This window comes from Streptomyces violens, from assembly GCF_000717745.1.
Lineage (GTDB): Bacteria > Actinomycetota > Actinomycetes > Streptomycetales > Streptomycetaceae > Streptomyces > Streptomyces violens.
Genome location: NZ_JOBH01000001.1, coordinates 666,123 through 682,411, shown reverse-complemented (window position 1 = coordinate 682,411; position 16,289 = coordinate 666,123). Strand labels below are relative to the sequence as shown.

At 72.9% G+C, this 16,289-nt stretch carries 12 protein-coding genes, 1 tRNA gene and 1 pseudogene; 8 read left to right on the top strand and 6 right to left on the bottom strand.

The features are described 5' to 3' along the window. Window positions 1-123 precede the first annotated feature (123 nt). Both IF04_RS0103025 and IF04_RS0103020 read left to right on the top strand, forming a co-directional pair. Window positions 124-1,554: an NAD-dependent malic enzyme gene (locus tag IF04_RS0103025; protein ID WP_030250353.1), complete on the top strand. Its 1,431-nt coding sequence runs from the start codon at window positions 124-126 to the stop codon at window positions 1,552-1,554. Between the two features lie 339 nt (window positions 1,555-1,893). Continuing rightward, entirely contained in the window at window positions 1,894-2,175 is a 282-nt protein-coding gene (locus tag IF04_RS0103020; RefSeq protein WP_003954777.1) for an HU family DNA-binding protein, read from the top strand. 251 nt (window positions 2,176-2,426) lie between these two features. Here IF04_RS0103020 and murA read toward each other — a convergent pair whose 3' ends face one another. Continuing rightward, on the bottom strand, window positions 2,427-3,764 hold the full coding sequence (gene murA, locus IF04_RS0103015; protein WP_030250345.1) for a UDP-N-acetylglucosamine 1-carboxyvinyltransferase: 1,338 nt from the start codon (window positions 3,762-3,764) through the stop codon (window positions 2,427-2,429). Window positions 3,765-4,036: 272 nt separating this feature from the next. On the opposite strand from murA, the gene IF04_RS0103010 reads away from it, so the two are divergent. Both IF04_RS0103010 and IF04_RS0103005 read left to right on the top strand, forming a co-directional pair. Continuing rightward, on the top strand, window positions 4,037-4,681 hold the full coding sequence (locus tag IF04_RS0103010) for a YqgE/AlgH family protein (RefSeq protein WP_030250343.1): 645 nt from the start codon (window positions 4,037-4,039) through the stop codon (window positions 4,679-4,681). Window positions 4,682-4,733: 52 nt separating this feature from the next. Beyond that, a complete protein-coding gene (locus tag IF04_RS0103005; protein ID WP_030250340.1) occupies window positions 4,734-5,036 on the top strand; it encodes a DUF3039 domain-containing protein in 303 nt (100 codons plus the stop codon). Window positions 5,037-5,141: 105 nt separating this feature from the next. Here IF04_RS0103005 and IF04_RS0103000 read toward each other — a convergent pair whose 3' ends face one another. Beyond that, window positions 5,142-5,576: an SSI family serine proteinase inhibitor gene (locus IF04_RS0103000; RefSeq protein ID WP_051830604.1), complete on the bottom strand. Its 435-nt coding sequence runs from the start codon at window positions 5,574-5,576 to the stop codon at window positions 5,142-5,144. A gap of 837 nt (window positions 5,577-6,413) precedes the next feature. Between IF04_RS0103000 and IF04_RS0102995 the strand changes: the two genes are divergently transcribed. The 3 genes from IF04_RS0102995 to IF04_RS0102980 all read left to right on the top strand — a co-directional run bounded on the left by IF04_RS0102995 (window position 6,414) and on the right by IF04_RS0102980 (window position 13,040). Beyond that, window positions 6,414-7,310: an FAD binding domain-containing protein gene (locus IF04_RS0102995; protein ID WP_030250335.1), complete on the top strand. Its 897-nt coding sequence runs from the start codon at window positions 6,414-6,416 to the stop codon at window positions 7,308-7,310. Between the two features lie 85 nt (window positions 7,311-7,395). Beyond that, a complete protein-coding gene (locus IF04_RS40310; RefSeq protein ID WP_051830602.1) occupies window positions 7,396-10,710 on the top strand; it encodes a (2Fe-2S)-binding protein in 3,315 nt (1,104 codons plus the stop codon). Further along, on the top strand, window positions 10,707-13,040 hold the full coding sequence (locus tag IF04_RS0102980) for a xanthine dehydrogenase family protein molybdopterin-binding subunit (protein WP_030250332.1): 2,334 nt from the start codon (window positions 10,707-10,709) through the stop codon (window positions 13,038-13,040). Before IF04_RS40310 ends, IF04_RS0102980 begins: the two co-directional genes overlap by 4 nt. Window positions 13,041-13,065: 25 nt before the next feature. On the opposite strand, the gene IF04_RS0102975 is transcribed toward IF04_RS0102980, so the two are convergent. The 4 genes and pseudogenes from IF04_RS0102975 to IF04_RS0102965 all read right to left on the bottom strand — a co-directional run bounded on the left by IF04_RS0102975 (window position 13,066) and on the right by IF04_RS0102965 (window position 14,623). Continuing rightward, window positions 13,066-13,257 carry a hypothetical protein gene (locus IF04_RS0102975; protein WP_030250329.1) on the bottom strand — a complete coding sequence of 64 codons (192 nt, stop codon included), beginning with the start codon at window positions 13,255-13,257 and terminating at the stop codon, window positions 13,066-13,068. Window positions 13,258-13,340: 83 nt separating this feature from the next. Further along, window positions 13,341-13,486: pseudogene (locus tag IF04_RS39470) on the bottom strand (DNA mismatch repair protein MutT); the annotation flags it as partial. Window positions 13,487-13,567: 81 nt separating this feature from the next. Further along, a tRNA-Cys gene (locus IF04_RS0102970) sits at window positions 13,568-13,639 on the bottom strand. Window positions 13,640-13,738: 99 nt separating this feature from the next. Beyond that, the gene (locus IF04_RS0102965; RefSeq protein ID WP_030250326.1) at window positions 13,739-14,623 is read right to left on the bottom strand and encodes an alpha/beta fold hydrolase; all 885 of its coding nucleotides are present in this window, start codon (window positions 14,621-14,623) and stop codon (window positions 13,739-13,741) included. A 115-nt stretch (window positions 14,624-14,738) separates the two neighbouring features. Here IF04_RS0102965 and IF04_RS0102960 point away from each other — a divergent pair, with 115 nt between their 5' ends. Next, window positions 14,739-16,268 carry an MFS transporter gene (locus IF04_RS0102960; protein WP_051830599.1) on the top strand — a complete coding sequence of 510 codons (1,530 nt, stop codon included), beginning with the start codon at window positions 14,739-14,741 and terminating at the stop codon, window positions 16,266-16,268. Window positions 16,269-16,289 lie beyond the last annotated feature (21 nt).

Genomic DNA, 16,289 nt, shown 5'->3' with positions numbered 1-16,289 from the left:
TTTCCGAAACTTGTGGCTGGTTACCGTGTACCGGCCGGTAGGTGGGACGATCAGACGATGCGCAGGAGATTCGGACTCCTGGGGCAGCGCATGGGAAACAAGGGAAAGCAGAGGAAGTCGGCCATGGCAACGGCGCCTAGCGTCTCGTATTCGATGACGGTGCGACTGGAAGTTCCCGCGAGCGGCACCGCCGTCAGCCAGCTCACCACGGCCGTGGAGTCCTCCGGCGGGTCGGTCACCGGCCTCGACGTGACCGCTTCCGGCCACGAGAAACTCCGGATCGACGTCACCATCGCCGCGACGTCCACCGCGCACGCGGACGAGATCGTCCAGAAGCTGCGCGAGATCGAGGGCGTGTCGCTCGGCAAGGTCTCCGACCGTACGTTCCTGATGCACCTCGGCGGCAAGATCGAGATGTCGTCGAAGCACCCCATCCGCAACCGTGACGACCTCTCGATGGTCTACACGCCCGGCGTCGCCCGCGTCTGCCAGGCCATCGCCGACAACCCCGAGGACGCCCGCCGCCTGACCATCAAGCGCAACAGCGTCGCGGTGGTCACCGACGGCTCCGCCGTCCTCGGCCTCGGCAACATCGGCCCCAAGGCCGCGCTGCCCGTCATGGAGGGCAAGGCGGCCCTCTTCAAGCGCTTCGCCGGCATCGACGCCTGGCCGATCTGCCTGGACACCCAGGACTCCGACGCGATCGTGGAGATCGTCAAGGCCATCGCCCCCGGCTTCGCGGGCATCAACCTGGAGGACATCTCCGCGCCCCGCTGCTTCGAGATCGAGGCGCGGCTGCGCGAGGCCCTGGACATCCCGGTCTTCCACGACGACCAGCACGGCACCGCCATCGTCGTCCTCGCGGCCCTGACCAACGCGCTGCGCGTGGTCGGCAAGGACATCGGCGACGTGCGCGTCGTGATGTCCGGCGCGGGCGCCGCCGGTACGGCCATCCTCAAGCTGCTGCTCGCGGCCGGCGTCAAGCACGCCGTCGTCGCGGACATCCACGGTGTCGTGCACGCGGACCGCGAGGACCTGGTCGACGCCGACCCCGACTCGCCGCTGCGCTGGATCGCGGACAACACCAACCCCGAGGGCATCACCGGCACCCTCAAGCAGGCCGTGGTCGGCGCGGACGTCTTCGTCGGCGTCTCGGCGCCGAACGTCCTGGACGCCGACGACGTGTCCCGGATGGCCGACGGTGCGATCGTCTTCGCACTCGCCAACCCCGACCCGGAGGTCGACCCGGGCGAGGCCCGGCAGACCGCCGCCGTCGTGGCCACGGGCCGCTCGGACTTCCCGAACCAGATCAACAATGTGCTGGTCTTCCCGGGCGTCTTCCGCGGTCTGCTGGACGCGCAGTCGCGTACGGTCAACGAGGAGATGATGCTGGCCGCGGCCGGCGCGCTCGCGGACGTCGTCCTGGAGGACGAGCTGAACGCGAACTACATCATCCCCAGCGTTTTCAACGACAAGGTCGCCGGCGCCGTCGCCGGAGCCGTCCGGGACGCCGCGCACGCCGCCGGTGCGGCTGTGACGGGCACGACGGCCTGAGTACGGCGCGTCGCGTGACACGGGGCCCTCAGGGCCCCCATAGGGTGGCGGGCAGCGCATGGCTGGCCGCCACTCGGTGATCGGGCCCGGGACATGGTGCGGAGCGTCACCGGAGCGTCACCTTTTCGGAGCGATGGCGCTCTTCGTGTGACCCTCCAGGGCGCCGGATTGGCTTTACCGCCGCAGGTGGGGGCAGGATGCGTTACCGGGCGCGAGGGTCTGAACCACAGACCCGGGTCCGGGGACTGTCCGAGGGCCCTGGCAGCATCGGCTTCGCTGTGCCTGATGCGGCTCCGCCGCGTGGCACGCCCATTGGCAAGAAGAACACGGGAGTAATACATGAACCGCAGTGAGCTGGTGGCCGCTCTGGCCGACCGTGCCGAGGTGACCCGCAAGGACGCCGACGCCGTTCTGGCCGCGCTCGCCGAGACCGTCGGTGAGATCGTTGCCAAGGGCGACGAGAAGGTCACCATCCCCGGCTTCCTCACCTTCGAGCGCACCCACCGTGCCGCTCGCACCGCGCGCAACCCGCAGACCGGCGACCCCATCCAGATCCCGGCCGGCTACAGCGTGAAGGTCTCCGCGGGCTCCAAGCTCAAGGAAGCCGCCAAGGGCAAGTGATCCGGCACCGTGCTCCCGGGACGACGGAGCACGGACCGCATCCCAGGAGAGGCAGCCATCCCGGCCGGATGGCTGCCTTTCGCATAGGTACGGTCCGCCGCGGTGCGCGCCGGACGCTGGTACGTACCGCAGCAGGGCCCGTGTACGGCCCTGAGAACGCCGAAGGGCGGGCACCCCGGCCAGGGTGCCCGCCCTTCGGCGTTCAGGCGCTTCAGCCGTCGCTGGAGCCGTTCACCGGCTCCACGCGGCGATCAGCTGCTCAGTGAGCCGTTCGGCAGTTCGACCTTCGCGCCCAGCGAGACCAGCTTGTCCATGAAGTTCTCGTAGCCGCGGTTGATCAGGTCGATGCCGTGGACGCGGGACGTGCCCTGGGCCGCCAGCGCCGCGATCAGGTACGAGAAGCCGCCGCGCAGGTCGGGGATGACCAGGTCGGCGCCCTGCAGCTTGGTGGGGCCGCTGACGACCGCCGAGTGCAGGAAGTTGCGCTGGCCGAAGCGGCAGGCCGAGCCGCCCAGGCACTCGCGGTACAGCTGGATGTGCGCGCCCATCTGGTTCAGCGCGGAGGTGAAGCCGAGGCGCGACTCGTACACCGTCTCGTGGACGATCGACAGGCCGGACGCCTGGGTCAGCGCGACCACCAGGGGCTGCTGCCAGTCGGTCTGGAAACCGGGGTGTACGTCGGTCTCCAGGGCGATGGCGTTCAGCGGGCCGCCCGGGTGCCAGAAGCGGATGCCGTCGTCGTCGACCTCGAAGGCGCCACCGACCCGGCGGTAGGTGTTCAGGAAGGTCATCATCTCGCGCTGCGAGGCACCGCGTACGTAGACCTCGCCCTCGGTGGCCAGCGCCGCGGACGCCCAGGAGGCCGCCTCCAGGCGGTCCGGGAGCGCGCGGTGGTTGTAGCCGCCGAGCTTGTCGACACCGGTGATCCGGATGGTCCGGTCGGTGTCCATGGAGATGATCGCGCCCATCTTCTGCAGCACGCAGATGAGGTCCTCGATCTCGGGCTCCACGGCGGCGTTCGACAGCTCGGTGACGCCCTCCGCCAGTACGGCGGTCAGCAGCACCTGCTCGGTCGAGCCGACGGACGGGTACGGCAGCCGGATCTTGGTGCCGCGCAGCCGCTGCGGGGCCTCCAGGTACTGGCCGTCGGCCCGCTTCTCGATCGTCGCGCCGAACTGGCGCAGCACGTCGAAGTGGAAGTCGACCGGTCGGCCGCCGATGTCGCAGCCGCCCAGGCCCGGGATGAAGGCGTGGCCGAGGCGGTGCAGCAGCGGGCCGCAGAAGAGGATCGGGATCCGCGAGGACCCCGCGTGCGCGTCGATGTCCGCGACGTTGGCGCTCTCCACGTGCGACGGGTCGAGGATCAGTTCCCCGGACTCATCGCCCGGGCGGACGGTCACGCCGTGCAGCTGCAGCAGGCCGCGCACGACGCGCACGTCGCGGATGTCGGGCACATTGCGCAGCCGGCTCGGCTCACTGCCGAGCAGCGCGGCGACCATGGCCTTGGGCACGAGGTTCTTCGCGCCGCGGACCTTGATCTCGCCCTCCAGCGGTGTGCCGCCGTGGACAAGCAAAACGTCGTCGGTCATGGATCTCGCGTTCCTGGAGACGGACAGGGACCAAGCTGAAATGGTAAGGGCGGTGCGGGGGTAGTCCGTAGGGTCGAGTGGCCCTGGCACGTGTAATAGCTTTGTCACAACACGTACGGTTTATCGGGCGGAACGCACCGTGATGTGAGAGAGAGCCCGGATGCCGGGTGGGTCGCACTGCGTCCCCTCCGGGTGCAGTCCGGCCGGAGTACGTGCATACGGGTGCGGCCATTGGCGCCCCGCGCCGGGCCGAAGTGCGGGATCATGTCGCCATGACCGAGGTGTCCTCGCTCACCGGCCGGCTGCTCGTCGCGACGCCGGCGCTCGCCGACCCGAACTTCGACCGGGCCGTGGTGCTGCTCCTCGACCACGACGAGGAGGGCTCGCTCGGCGTCGTACTGAACCGCCCCACGCCCGTCGGCGTGGCGGACATCCTGCAGCCCTGGGCCGAGCTGGCCGGCGAGCCGGGCGTGGTCTTCCAGGGCGGCCCGGTCTCCCTGGACTCCGCGCTGGGCGTCGCGGTGGTCCCGGGCGAGGCGGGCGAGCACGCCGGAGCGCCGGCGGCGGACGGCGACGCGGCCGACGTGACCGACGGGGCCGACGGGGCCGACACGGACGGCGACGGCCCCCTGGGCTGGCGCCGCGTCCACGGCGCGATCGGCCTGGTCGACCTGGAGGCCCCGCCCGAGCTGCTCTCCGCCGAGCTCGGCTCGCTGCGCATCTTCGCCGGATACGCGGGCTGGGGCCCGGGCCAGCTGGAGGAGGAGCTGGTCGAAGGCGCCTGGTACGTCGTCGAATCCGAGCCGGGTGACGTCTCCTCCCCGTCCCCCGAGCACCTCTGGCGCGCCGTCCTCCGCCGTCAGCGCAACGAACTGGCGATGGTGGCGACGTATCCGGATGATCCTTCGCTGAACTGATCCGCGGGCCGCCGGGCCCGGTTCGGCGCGCGCGTGAGTACCCTTGGCAGTTATGAGCACTCTTGAGCCCGAGCGCGGGGCAGGTACAGGCACCCTCGTGGAGCCGACGCCGCAGGTGTCGAACGGCGACGGTGACCACGAGCGCTTCGCCCATTACGTCCAGAAGGACAAGATCATGGCGAGCGCGCTGGACGGCACGCCCGTCGTCGCGCTCTGCGGCAAGGTCTGGGTCCCGGGCCGCGACCCGAAGAAGTACCCGGTCTGTCCCATGTGCAAGGAGATCTACGAGTCCATGGGCGCCGGTGGCGACAAGGACAAGGGCGGCAAGGACGGCAAGGGCGGCGGCAAGAAGTAGGCCCCGGCCCCGGTCCTCCGTGCAGTGACGCCCGGCCCGCTCCCATGGGGAGCCGGCCGGGCGTTGCGCTGCTCAGGCCGGCCGTATCCGCGCCGGATCCCCGCGTCAGCCGTACGTGCGCCGGCTGAGGTCGAAGACGCCGGCGCTGTCGGCGGCGGCCACGCACAGGTTGGGGTAGTCGCGCACGACGAACGAGGCGCTGCCCCGCCAGAAGCTCTTCGCGACGACCGTCACCGGCCGGTAGACCATCGGGCAGGAGCGGCGGAGCGGCTCCAGCGCCCGGAAGTCGCCGTCCGCGCGCGTCAGGGCCCGGCAGGCCGAGTAGGGGCGCGGGTGGGTGCCCCCGGTGGGGTAGCAGCGCAGGTTCGCGGCGGCGATCACCCGGCCGCCGGTGCTCGTGCCCTGGTGGATGACGATGCTGGCCTCGCCGATCGGCGCCCGCTGGGGTGCGGCGGCGGCCGGCGCCGCGGCTGCCGACAGGGGCAGCAGACCGAGGGCGGCGACGGAGAGCAGGGCGGCGCGGACGCGTCTCTTGCGCATGGCGGATTCCTTACGATGGGCTGAGAGCCTGTGTCATGCCCCCGGTCGGATCAGCGAACGTCGTCTGGTGCGTGCTATCGCAAGGCGCCGGAGGGTCCTCGTAGCGGAGCTACTAGGGCCGTTTGGCAACGCCGCGAGAGTGCGTGCCAGGCGGCGGGCGCCCGGCCGGGGTCATGACACAGGCTCTGCAAGTTGGGTGAGACGGACATCTCGCCTTATGGATAGCCCTGTCGGGGTGTCGCGCGGCTGATTGTGGTCCGCAGGTGGCGTGTCGGGCGGCCGGCCCCGGCGTCTGTCGCTGCTGCGGGTAACCGTGCCTGCGCGGCGAGGAGTTACGGGAGGTCGGCGCGCGGCGGCCCTCGGACGCCCGATCGACGGACCGCCCCCAAACGTGTGAGCCCCCCGAAAGGCGGGCGCGGCGTGGCCGGGACCCTGGCACCGTGTACCCACGCCGTGGCGCCGGCATGCCGGTCCGGTGCGCCGGCCCGGTTTTCCGGTACACCGACCCGGTATGTCGACCCGGCATGTCGAACACCCGCACAGAACCTGCCTGCGGGCAGTCATAAGACGTCAAGTGGCGTCAAGCGCACGGCATGTGCGGTACGTGCGGTAACGCACAGTGCTTGAGAAAGGTGTCAATACGCTCTCTTCGGAGGTCCGGGACGTGCCAGGACCAACCAGCGCCAACCCGCAGGTCGGTGACGGAACCTGCCTTCATGGACCCTCGCGTCGCGGGCCTGCGAAGATGTGCCAGAGTTGCCACGTCCGGGCTGTGAGCACGTACCGTACGGCGAGGCGGAACAGCACAGCCGGGACACCGGGGAAGGGGCAGCTGGGTTGACCACGCACGCACCGCAGGCGTCGCATTCCGTGACGTTGCCGGCCTCGCTCGACGAGGCCGTGGCGGCGCTGGCCGCCATGCCCGCCGCCGTGCCTGTGGCCGGCGGCACCGATCTGATGGCCGCTGTGAACTCCGGGCTGCTGCGCCCGGCGGCGCTGGTGGGCCTGAACCGCATCAGCGAGATCCGCGGCTGGCAGTACCAGGACGGCCACGCGCTGCTCGGCGCCGGCCTCACCCTCGCCCGTATGGGGCGCCCCGACTTCGCGGCCCTGATTCCGGGCCTCGCCGCGGCCGCGCGCGCCGCCGGGCCGCCGCAGATCCGCAATGCCGGGACGCTCGGCGGCAACATCGTCACGGCCGCGCCGACCGGCGACACCCTGCCGGTACTGGCGGCCCTCGAAGCCACCGTGATCATCGCGGGCCCGGGCGGCGCCCGCCGCGAGGTCCCGGTCAGCCACCTGCTCGCGGGCATGGAGATGCTGCGCCCCGGCGAGATCGTCGGCTTTGTGCGGGTGCCGCTGCTGCATGCGCCGCAGACGTTCCTCAAGGCCACCGGGCGGACGGGGCCGGGGCGCGCGGCCGCATCCGTCGCGCTGGTACTGGATCCCGCACGCCGGGGCGTGCGCTGCGCGGTCGGCGCGGTCGCGATGATGCCGCTGCGCCCGCTGGACGCCGAGCAGTGGGTGGCCTCGCTCATCGACTGGGACAACGACCGCGGCCTGGCACCCGAAGCGCTGACCGCCTTCGGGGACTACGTGGCCGCCGCCTGCATCCCGGACCCCGCGCCGCCGGAGGACGGTACGGAGGCGGTCCCGCTGCCCCCCGCCGCCCTGCACTTGCGCCGTACGGTGGCAGCACTGGCGCGCCGAGCACTTGGGAGGGCGCTCTCGTGAGTGAGCGCAGCGAGCGAACCGACAAGAGGCGCGCGCATGTGGCATGCGTGCCCGCAGAGCGAGCCGAGCGAAGCGAGGCCGGCGCATGAGTGACGGGGACACCCCGCGTCAGCCCCAGCACGGACAGGGCTGGGAGCCGCTGCCGCAGGGCGAGTACGACCAGGAGGCCACGGCCTTCGTCCAGCTGCCCGATGACCTGGAGTCGTACGGGCTGAACGGGGCGTACGGGGCGGGCGCCTACGGCGCGGGCGGCTACGCCTCCGGCGCGTACGGCGCGGCCATTTACGGGACGCCGGGCGCGCACGGTCCGCAGGGTGCGCTCGGAGCGGCGGGTGGCCAGGGCGCGCCGGGCGCCGACGGTGCCGGGGACGCGTACGGCGGGTACGGCGCGGGTTCCGGCCCGGAGGGCGAGCCCGGTGCCGACCCGCTCGCGGCCCCTGGCCACGGGTACATCCCGCCGGACCACTTCCCGGGCGCGGGCCACGGCTCGGTGCCGGGTGCCGGTGACGCGGCCGCGGGGGACGCGGCGGGTGTCGCGGACGCCGGTGCCGGTGCGGGGGCTTCGCCGTACGCCGCTGCCCCGGTGGCCGGCGCGGGCATGGACCCCGCGGCGACCGGCCAGTGGACCATGCCGTTCATGGACCCGGCGGCGGGCGCGCCGGCGGCGATGCCGTACGGCGGTGCTGAGCACGGTGGCTCCGCGGCGCATGGCGGTGCCGCGGAGCAGGGTGGCGCCGCGGACAACAAGGACAGCGACGGGCCGGACACCGTGGAGTGGCCGGTCGCGGGCGCGCCCGGCGCGGGCCGGTGGACGATCCCCACCGCCGGTGACGAGGTGCTGGAGGAGTCCGGCGAGTACCTGGTCGGCGACGACCGCCAGGGTCCGCACGGCGGTTACCCGGTGTACGAAGCCGAGCAGGCCCAACAGTCGCATCAGGCCCAGCAGTCGCAGCAGGCTCAGCAGCCTGCGGCCGAGGCGCCGGAGGCCACCGGTCACTGGGACTTCCACGCGGGGGAGATGCTTCCGCAGCACGTCGGTCCGTACCACGTGGGGCCGCATCCCGCCGCGCAGGGCATGGCGCCGTCGGGCGCGCCCGGGGTGAGCGACGCGCCGGGCGCGCCCGGTACGGGCGTGCAGTGGCCGCTGCCCGGCGACCTGCACGCCCCGCACCCCGGTTTCACGGGTCACGGCGTGCCCCCGGTCCAGGGTGAGCAGTGGCCGAGCCCCGGCCAGAGCAGCCAACCCCCGTCGTACCAGAGCCTGTTCAGCACGCCGGGTGGCGGCGGCATCGCGGACGGCATCGCACTGGCCGACGCCCTCGTGTCGGGTACGAGGGCCACGCCGAAGCCGCTCCCGGAGGCGGCGCAGGCGGAGGAGGAGCGGGCGGCGGCTGCGGCGGCTGCCGAGCCGATGGCCGAGCCCGCGCCTGAGGCTGCGGCCGAGTCGGTGCCCGAGGTGGCGCCCGAGGTGGCGCCTGCCGAAGAGTCGCAGGCACCCGAGGTGAGCGCTCCTGCGGTTGCTGCCTCCGAAGAGGCAAGTGCGCCTGAGGAGGCGAGTACCCCTGAGGAGGCAGCTCCCGCTGCCGAGGCTGAGGTAGACGCCGAGGCCGAGGTCGAGGTCGAGGTGCCGGCGGAGCCCGCCGAGGCCGACTCCCCGGCCCCGGCGGAGGACGCCGAGCCCGCCGCGGAGAGCGCGGAGACCGACACGGCTGCCGAGCCCGGTACCGCCACCGACACGGACACCAGTACGGACGCCGAGGTCAACGTCGACGTCGACGCTGACGCCGACGTGCCCGCAGCCCCCGAAGCGACGGCGCCCGAGGCGCCCGCTGCCGAGGAGCCCGAAGAAGCCCCTGCCTCCGAGGAGCCCGAAGAGGCCCCCGCCGCGCCCGCCGTGGCCGAAGCTCCCGAAGCCCCCGAGAAGTCCGACGACCCCGAGGGCCCGGACGAGCTCAAGAAGCCCGAAGCATCCGTGGCGTCCGAGGTGTCCGAGGAATCCGCGGAGGCGGCGCCCGCCGCTGCCCCCGTGGACCCGGCCCCGCACGCCGACCTCGAACACCCCCGTGCTTCCTACGTCCTCACCGTGAACGGCGTCGACCGCCCCGTCACGGACGCCTGGATCGGCGAGTCCCTGCTCTACGTGCTGCGCGAGCGGCTCGGCCTCGCGGGAGCCAAGGACGGCTGCTCCCAGGGCGAGTGCGGGGCCTGCTCCGTACAGGTCGACGGCCGCCTCGTGGCGTCCTGCCTGGTGCCCGGCGCGACCACGGCCGGCAGTGAGGTCCGTACTGTCGAGGGCCTGGCCAAGGACGGCGCGCCTTCCGATGTGCAGCGTGCGCTGGCCGCCTCCGGTGCGGTGCAGTGCGGCTTCTGCGTACCGGGCATGGCCATGACCGTGCACGACCTCCTGGAGGGCAACCACGCCCCCACCGAGCTGCAGGCCCGTCAGGCCCTGTGCGGCAACCTCTGCCGCTGCTCCGGGTACCGCGGCGTCCTGGACGCCGTGCAGGAGGTCGCCCGTTCCCGTACCGAGGCCGCCCAGGCCGCCGCCGACGACCGCGACCAGGAGCACAACCGGCAGCACGACCAGGCGCAGGGCCAGGGCGAGGCGCAGGCTCCGGACCAGGTGCAGGACCAGCACGAGCCGGCCGCCCGCATCCCGCACCAGGCAGGCCCGGCCGACCCGGCCGCGTACGAGCAGCCTTACGCCGGGGATCCGCACGCCGCCGGCCACACGGACCCCGCAGGCCCGTACTCCGGTGACGGTCAGTACTCCGGTGACGGTCAGTACCCCGATGACGGTCAGTACTCCGACGGCACGTACCCCGATGGCGGCGCCCCCGCTCCCGACCCGTACGCCACTCCCGACGAGTACACCGCCCCCGACGAGTACGCCGCTCCCGGTCCCGACCAGTACACCGCTCCCGAGTACACCGGCGATCCGTACGGCGGCGACCCCTACGGCGGCGAGCCGCACGGCGCCGCCCCGGACCCGTACGGCACGGCGGCCCCCGACCCGTACGCCGATCCCGCCTACAACGGCGACCCGTACGCCGGCCACGACTCGTACGGCCGCGACGCCCTGGCCGAGCACGGCTCCTACGGTCAGGACGCCCTCGCCGGGCACCACGACTCGTACGGCCGTGACGCGCTCGCCTCCGAGCACGACTCGTACGGTCGCGACGCCCTCGCCCCCGAGCACGGGCACGACTCGTACGGCCAGAACGCGTTGATCGAGGACCTGGGGGACCTGGACCCCGGTGCGCAGTCCGGCCTGCGCACCGACCCGCACGCCGACCCCCACTCGCACCACCAGAGCCACCAGCCCCACCAGCCAGACCACCCCCACCACCCGAACACCCAGGGTCCGGGGGCCGACCCGCAATCGGGAGGCCGCGCATGACCGGCACGCACGAGGGCGCCGGCTCTGTCACCGTCAGCCCCGCCCCCGGCAGCGCCCCGGCCGCCGAGGCCGAGCCGCTGCCGCACGGCCTGGGCGTCTCGCTGCCGTCCGCCGACGCCCCCGCCAAGACCCAGGGCACCTTCCCGTACGCCGCCGACTTGTGGGCCGAGGGCCTGCTGTGGGCCGCGATCCTGCGGTCCCCGCACCCCCGCGCCCGCATCCTGTCGATCGACACCAAGCAGGCCGCCGAGATGCCCGGCGTACGGGCCGTCGTCACGCACGAGGACGTCCCCGGGGACGCCGGGCACGGGCGCGGCACCCCCGACCGGCCGGTCTTCGCCAAGGACGAGGTGCGCCACCACGGCGAGCCGATCGCCGCGATCGCCGCCGATCACCCCGACACGGCCCGGTTGGCGGCCGCCGCCATCGCCGTCGAGTACGAGGTGCTGGAACCGGTCACCGACCCCCAACTCGCTTTCGAGGCCGAGCCGTTGCACCCGGACGGCAACCTCGTACGGCACATCCCGCTGCGCTTCGGCGATCCGGAGGCGGCCGGTGACGTCGTCGTCGAGGGGCTGTACCGGATCGGCCGCCAGGACCCGGCGCCGATCGGTGCCGAGGCCGGGCTGGCCGTGCCGCGCCCCGACGGCGGCGTGGAGATCTACACCGCCGCCACCGACCCGCACACCGACCGCGACCTCGCCGCCGCCTGCTTCGGGCTGCCGCAGGACAAGGTCAAGGTCGTGGTGACGGGCGTGCCGGGCGCGACCGCCGACCGCGAGGACCCGGGCATCCAACTCCCGCTCGGCCTGCTGGCGTTGCGTACCGGCTGCCCGGTCAAGCTCGCCGCCACCCGCGAGGAGTCCTTCCTCTCGCACGCCCACCGGCACCCGACGATCCTCCGGTACCGGCACCACGCCGACTCCGAGGGCACATTGGTGAAGGTCGAGGCGCAGATCCTGATGGACGCGGGCGCGTACGCCGACACCTCGGCCGACGCGCTGGCCGCCGCGGTGTCCTTCGCCTGCGGGCCGTACGTCGTGCCGCACGCCTTCGTGGAGGGCTGGGCGGTACGGACGAACAACCCGCCGGCCGGGCATCTGCGCGGCGAGGGCGCGATGCAGGTGTGTGCCGCGTACGAGGGCCAGATGGACAAACTGGCGGCGAAGCTGGGCCTGGAGCCCGCCGAGATCCGGCTGCGCAACGCCATGGCCACCGGCGACATCCTCCCCACGTCCCAGACCGTCACCTGTCCGGCCCCGGTCGCCGAACTGCTGCGCGCCGTGCAGGAAGCGCCGCTGCCCGACCTGCCGAAGGACGCGCCGCAGGAGGAGTGGCTGCTGCCGGGCGGTCCGGAGGGCGCGGGCGATCCGTCCGCGGTGCGGCGTGGCGTCGGGTACGGCGTCGGCATGGTCCACATGCTCGGCGCGGAGGGCGCGGACGAGGTCTCCACGGCCACGGTCAAGGTCAACGGCTCGGTGGCGACGGTCATCTGCGCGGCGGTGGAGACCAGTTCGGGCTTCTCCACGCTCGCCCGCCAGATCGTCCAGGAGACCCTGGGCGTCGAGGAGGTGCACGTCGCGGCGGTCGACACCGACCAGCCGCCGGCCGGCGCCGCCTGCCACAGCCGTCATACATGGGTGTCCGGCGGGGCCGTGGAACGCGCGGCCAAGATGGTCCGCACCCAGCTCCTCCAGCCCCTCGCCCACAAGTTCGGCATGTCCACCGAGCTGCTCCAGATCACCGACGGCAAGATCACCTCGTACGACGGCGTACTGAGCACCACGGTCGCCGAGGCGCTGAACGGCAAGGAGCTCTGGGCCACCGCCCAGTGCCGCCCGCACCCGACCGAGCCGCTCGACGACACGGGGCAGGGCGACGCCTTCGTGGGCCTGGCCTTCTGCGCGATCCGCTGCGTCGCCGATGTCGACATCGAGCTCGGCACGATCCGCGTCGTCGAGATGTCCGTCGCCCAGGACGTCGGCCGGGTCCTCAACCCCGCCCAGCTCCGCGCCCGCATCGAAGCGGGCGTCACGCAGGGCCTGGGCGCGGCCCTCATGGAGAACCTCCGCACCACCCGGGGCCTCGTCCGCCACCCCGACCTGACGGGCTACCCGCTCCCCACGTCCCTCGACGCCCCCGACATCCGCATCGTCAAACTCGTCGAGGAACGCGACGTGGTCGCCCCCTTCGGCGCCAAGCCGGTCTCCGCGGCCCCCGTGGTCGCCGCCCCGGCCGCGGTGGCCTCCGCCGTCCGCGCCGCCACCGGCCGCCCCATAGGCCGCCTCCCCATCCGCCCCCAGGCAGCGGCCCTCACGCCACTGACCTGACCGCGGTCACCCCGAGGCGGAGCGCCTAACCGGCCTCCGCCTCGCCCTCGGCGGGCCCGGCGGCCTCTTGGCCCGCCGGATGACGCGGATCCTCCCCAATGGCCTCCTGAGCGACCTCCACCTCCCGCCGATCCTTCTCCGGCCTCTCCAGATCGTCCTCGTCGACACCTTCGACGGCATCACTACTGGACCCACCGGGCCCATACGTCTCACCCATCGCGGACTCCTTCCCACCGGCAAACAGAACGTCCAACCGCTGGGTACCGCGTCCCGCCCCCGATCATGTCCGAGCACTCGAGCTCACCCCAGATACGGTGCCCCCGCTGCTCCAGATAGTGGCCCACCCGAAGCCGCTGCGTATGGTGCATGGCCGGCCCCGCAATCTGCCGCCGCACCTCCCCATCGCTGTACGCGATCACATGCCGCGGATCGGTATACGTCCGGATGCGCGAGCAGCACGGGCGGGAGCTGCCGTTCCCTTGGTAAGGGTCCGGGCAGCTACCGAAGGGGTAGCTGCCCGGGGAAAGAGGCCGTGGCGGGAATTGAACCCGCGTAACTCGCTTTGCAGGCGAGCCCCTGAGCCACTCGGGCACACGGCCGGGGTGAAGCGATGTCTTGACCTTAGGCCGGGGGGTGGGGGAGGGGGCAAGGGTTCGGGGCGTGGTGCCATATGGCCTTCATGCGGTGCAACACCGCGTTCACGAGGCCGGGGCCTCGCCCGTTCGCAGGAAGCCTTCGACCAGGGCGCGGAAGCGGGGCGGGTCGTCGACCCAGGGGTAGTGGCCGACCAGGTGGAGGGGGCGGAGGTGGGCGTGGGGGAACGAGGCGGCCACCAGTTCGCCGGCGCGCATGCCGGAGAGGGCGTCGCGGTCGCCGGTGATGACCAGGACCGGGCAGGTGACTTCGTGGAGGGCTGTGAGCAGGGTTTCGCGGGTGTGGTCGTCGATGGACTGCCAGAAGCCGGCGCGGGGGACGGGGTTGAGCTGGGTGCTCTCGGTGGCGGCGTGGGCGCGCTGGGGCTCGTCCCAGTGGGCGTAGGCCAGTGGGGCGGCGCGTTGGAGGAGTTCGCGTACCTCGTCCATGTCGCCGGTCTCCGCGAGGCGCTGGACGGCGACGGAGGCGTCCGGCCACCAGTCCTCGTGGGCGCGCGACTCGAAGATCTCGCGGGCGTCGTCGGGGAGTTCGCCCTGGAGGCGGGAGCCGGGGGAGATCAGGACGAGGCGCGTCAGGCGGTCGGGGTGAGTGGCCGCGTATGCCTGTGCGGTGGCTGCTGCGGCGCTGTGGGCGAGGAGGGCGAAGCGCTCCAGGTCGAGGTGGGTGCGGAGCGCTTCCAGGTCCTCGGCGAGGCGGGGGAAGGCGTACGCGGCGGGGTCCTCGGCGGGCGGGGAGTCGCCGGTGCCGCGGCTGTCCGGGACGATCAGCTGCCGGGCGGCGTCGAGGCCGCCCAGGTCGCCGAGGTAGCCGGCGTCCCGGGCGGGGCCGCCGGCCAGGCAGATCAGGGGAGGAAGCCCGGACTCGGACTCCTCCGGGCCGAGCACGCGGTAGTGCAGTTCCGTGCCGTCGTACGAGTGGTAGTGGGGCATGGGGGAAGTGTGCCGGATCGGGAGGCCCGTACCGGCATGTCGTAGGTCCAGCGGCGGAGCGGGAATCGGGCGAATGACAGGGGCGTCGGCAGTCGGTGGCCCTTACTGTGGCGGGATGACCACCGCCGAGCCGCGTGACAGTGACCTCGCCGCCTCCGATGTGCCGTCGGACTCCCCGGATGTGCCGTCGGACCCCGCGCCGGCTGAAGGCGGCGTGCTGGGCCGTACCCATCGCGCCCTCACCCTCGGCATCATCTCCGTCGTCTCGCTGATCGCGTTCGAGGCGAGCGCGGTGAACACGGCGATGCCGGTGGCCGCGCGGGCGCTGGACGGGATCGAGCTGTACGCGTTCGCCTTCTCCGCGTACTTCACGGCGAGTCTGTTCTCGATGGCGCTGTCGGGTGCGTGGTGCGACCGGAACGGGCCGCTCGCGCCGCTGTTCAGCGGCATCTTCACCTTCGGGGGCGGGCTGCTGCTGGCGGGGGCCGCGCCGACGATGTGGACGTTCGTGGCGGGGCGCGCGGTGCAGGGGCTGGGCGGCGGGCTGGTGATCGTCGCGCTGTACGTGGTGGTGAGCCGGGCGTATCCGGAACGGCTGCGACCGGCCGTGCTCGCGTCGTTCTCGGCGGCCTGGGTGTTGCCGGTGATCGTCGGGCCGGTGGTCTCGGGGACGGCCACCGAGCATGTGGGGTGGCGTTGGGTTTTTCTGTCCATACCTGTGCTCATTCTGCTGCCGCTCGCCGTCATGCTTCCGGCGCTGCGCAAGCTGCCCCGCACGGCGGATGGTGTCGCGGCGCTCGACCGTCGCCGTATCCTCCTCGCCCTCGCGGTCGCCGTCGGTGCCGGGCTGCTGCAGTACGCCGGGCAGGACCTGCGGCCGCTCGCGCTGCTGCCCGCTGCCGCCGGGCTCGCGCTGCTCGTACCGTCCGTGCTGCGGCTGCTTCCGAAGGGCACGTTCCGGGCCGCTCGCGGGCTGCCCTCCGTCGTCCTCATCCGCGGGCTCGCGGCGGGCGCGCTGCTCGCCGCGGAGAGCTTTGTGCCGCTGATGCTGGTGACCCAGCGGGGGCTGAGCCCGACGCTCGCCGGGCTCTCGCTCACCGGCGGCGGGCTGACCTGGGCGCTCGGCTCGTACACGCAGAGCCGTCCGCGGCTGGAGCCGTACCGGGAGCGGCTGATGTGCCTCGGGATGCTGCTGATGGCCCTGGCGGTCGCCCTGGTACCGCTGGCGCTCGTCGAGACCGTCCCGGCGGCCGTCGTGGCGGGTGCCTGGGTCATCGCCGGGTTCGGGATGGGGCTGACGATCTCCAGCGGGAGTGTGCTGCTGCTCAAGCTCTCGCGGCCGGAGGACGCGGGCCGCAACTCCGCCTCGCTCCAGGTCTCCGACGCGCTGGGCAACATCACCTTCGTCGGCCTCAGCGGCATCCTCTTCATCGCCTTCGGCGGCGGCGCGGTCGCCACCGCTCAATCCGGCGCGCACGCCGGTGCGTCCGCCGCCGTGCATCCGGCCGCGCATCCGGCCGCCTTCGCCGCCGTCTTCGCCGCGATGTCCCTGGTCGCGCTGGTCGGCGCGTACGTGGCGACCCGGCTGCGACCCGCGCCGGACACGCGGCCGGAACCGGGACCGGCAACGGAGCCGGCGGTGTGAGCTGAGTCGCACCCGCTCCGC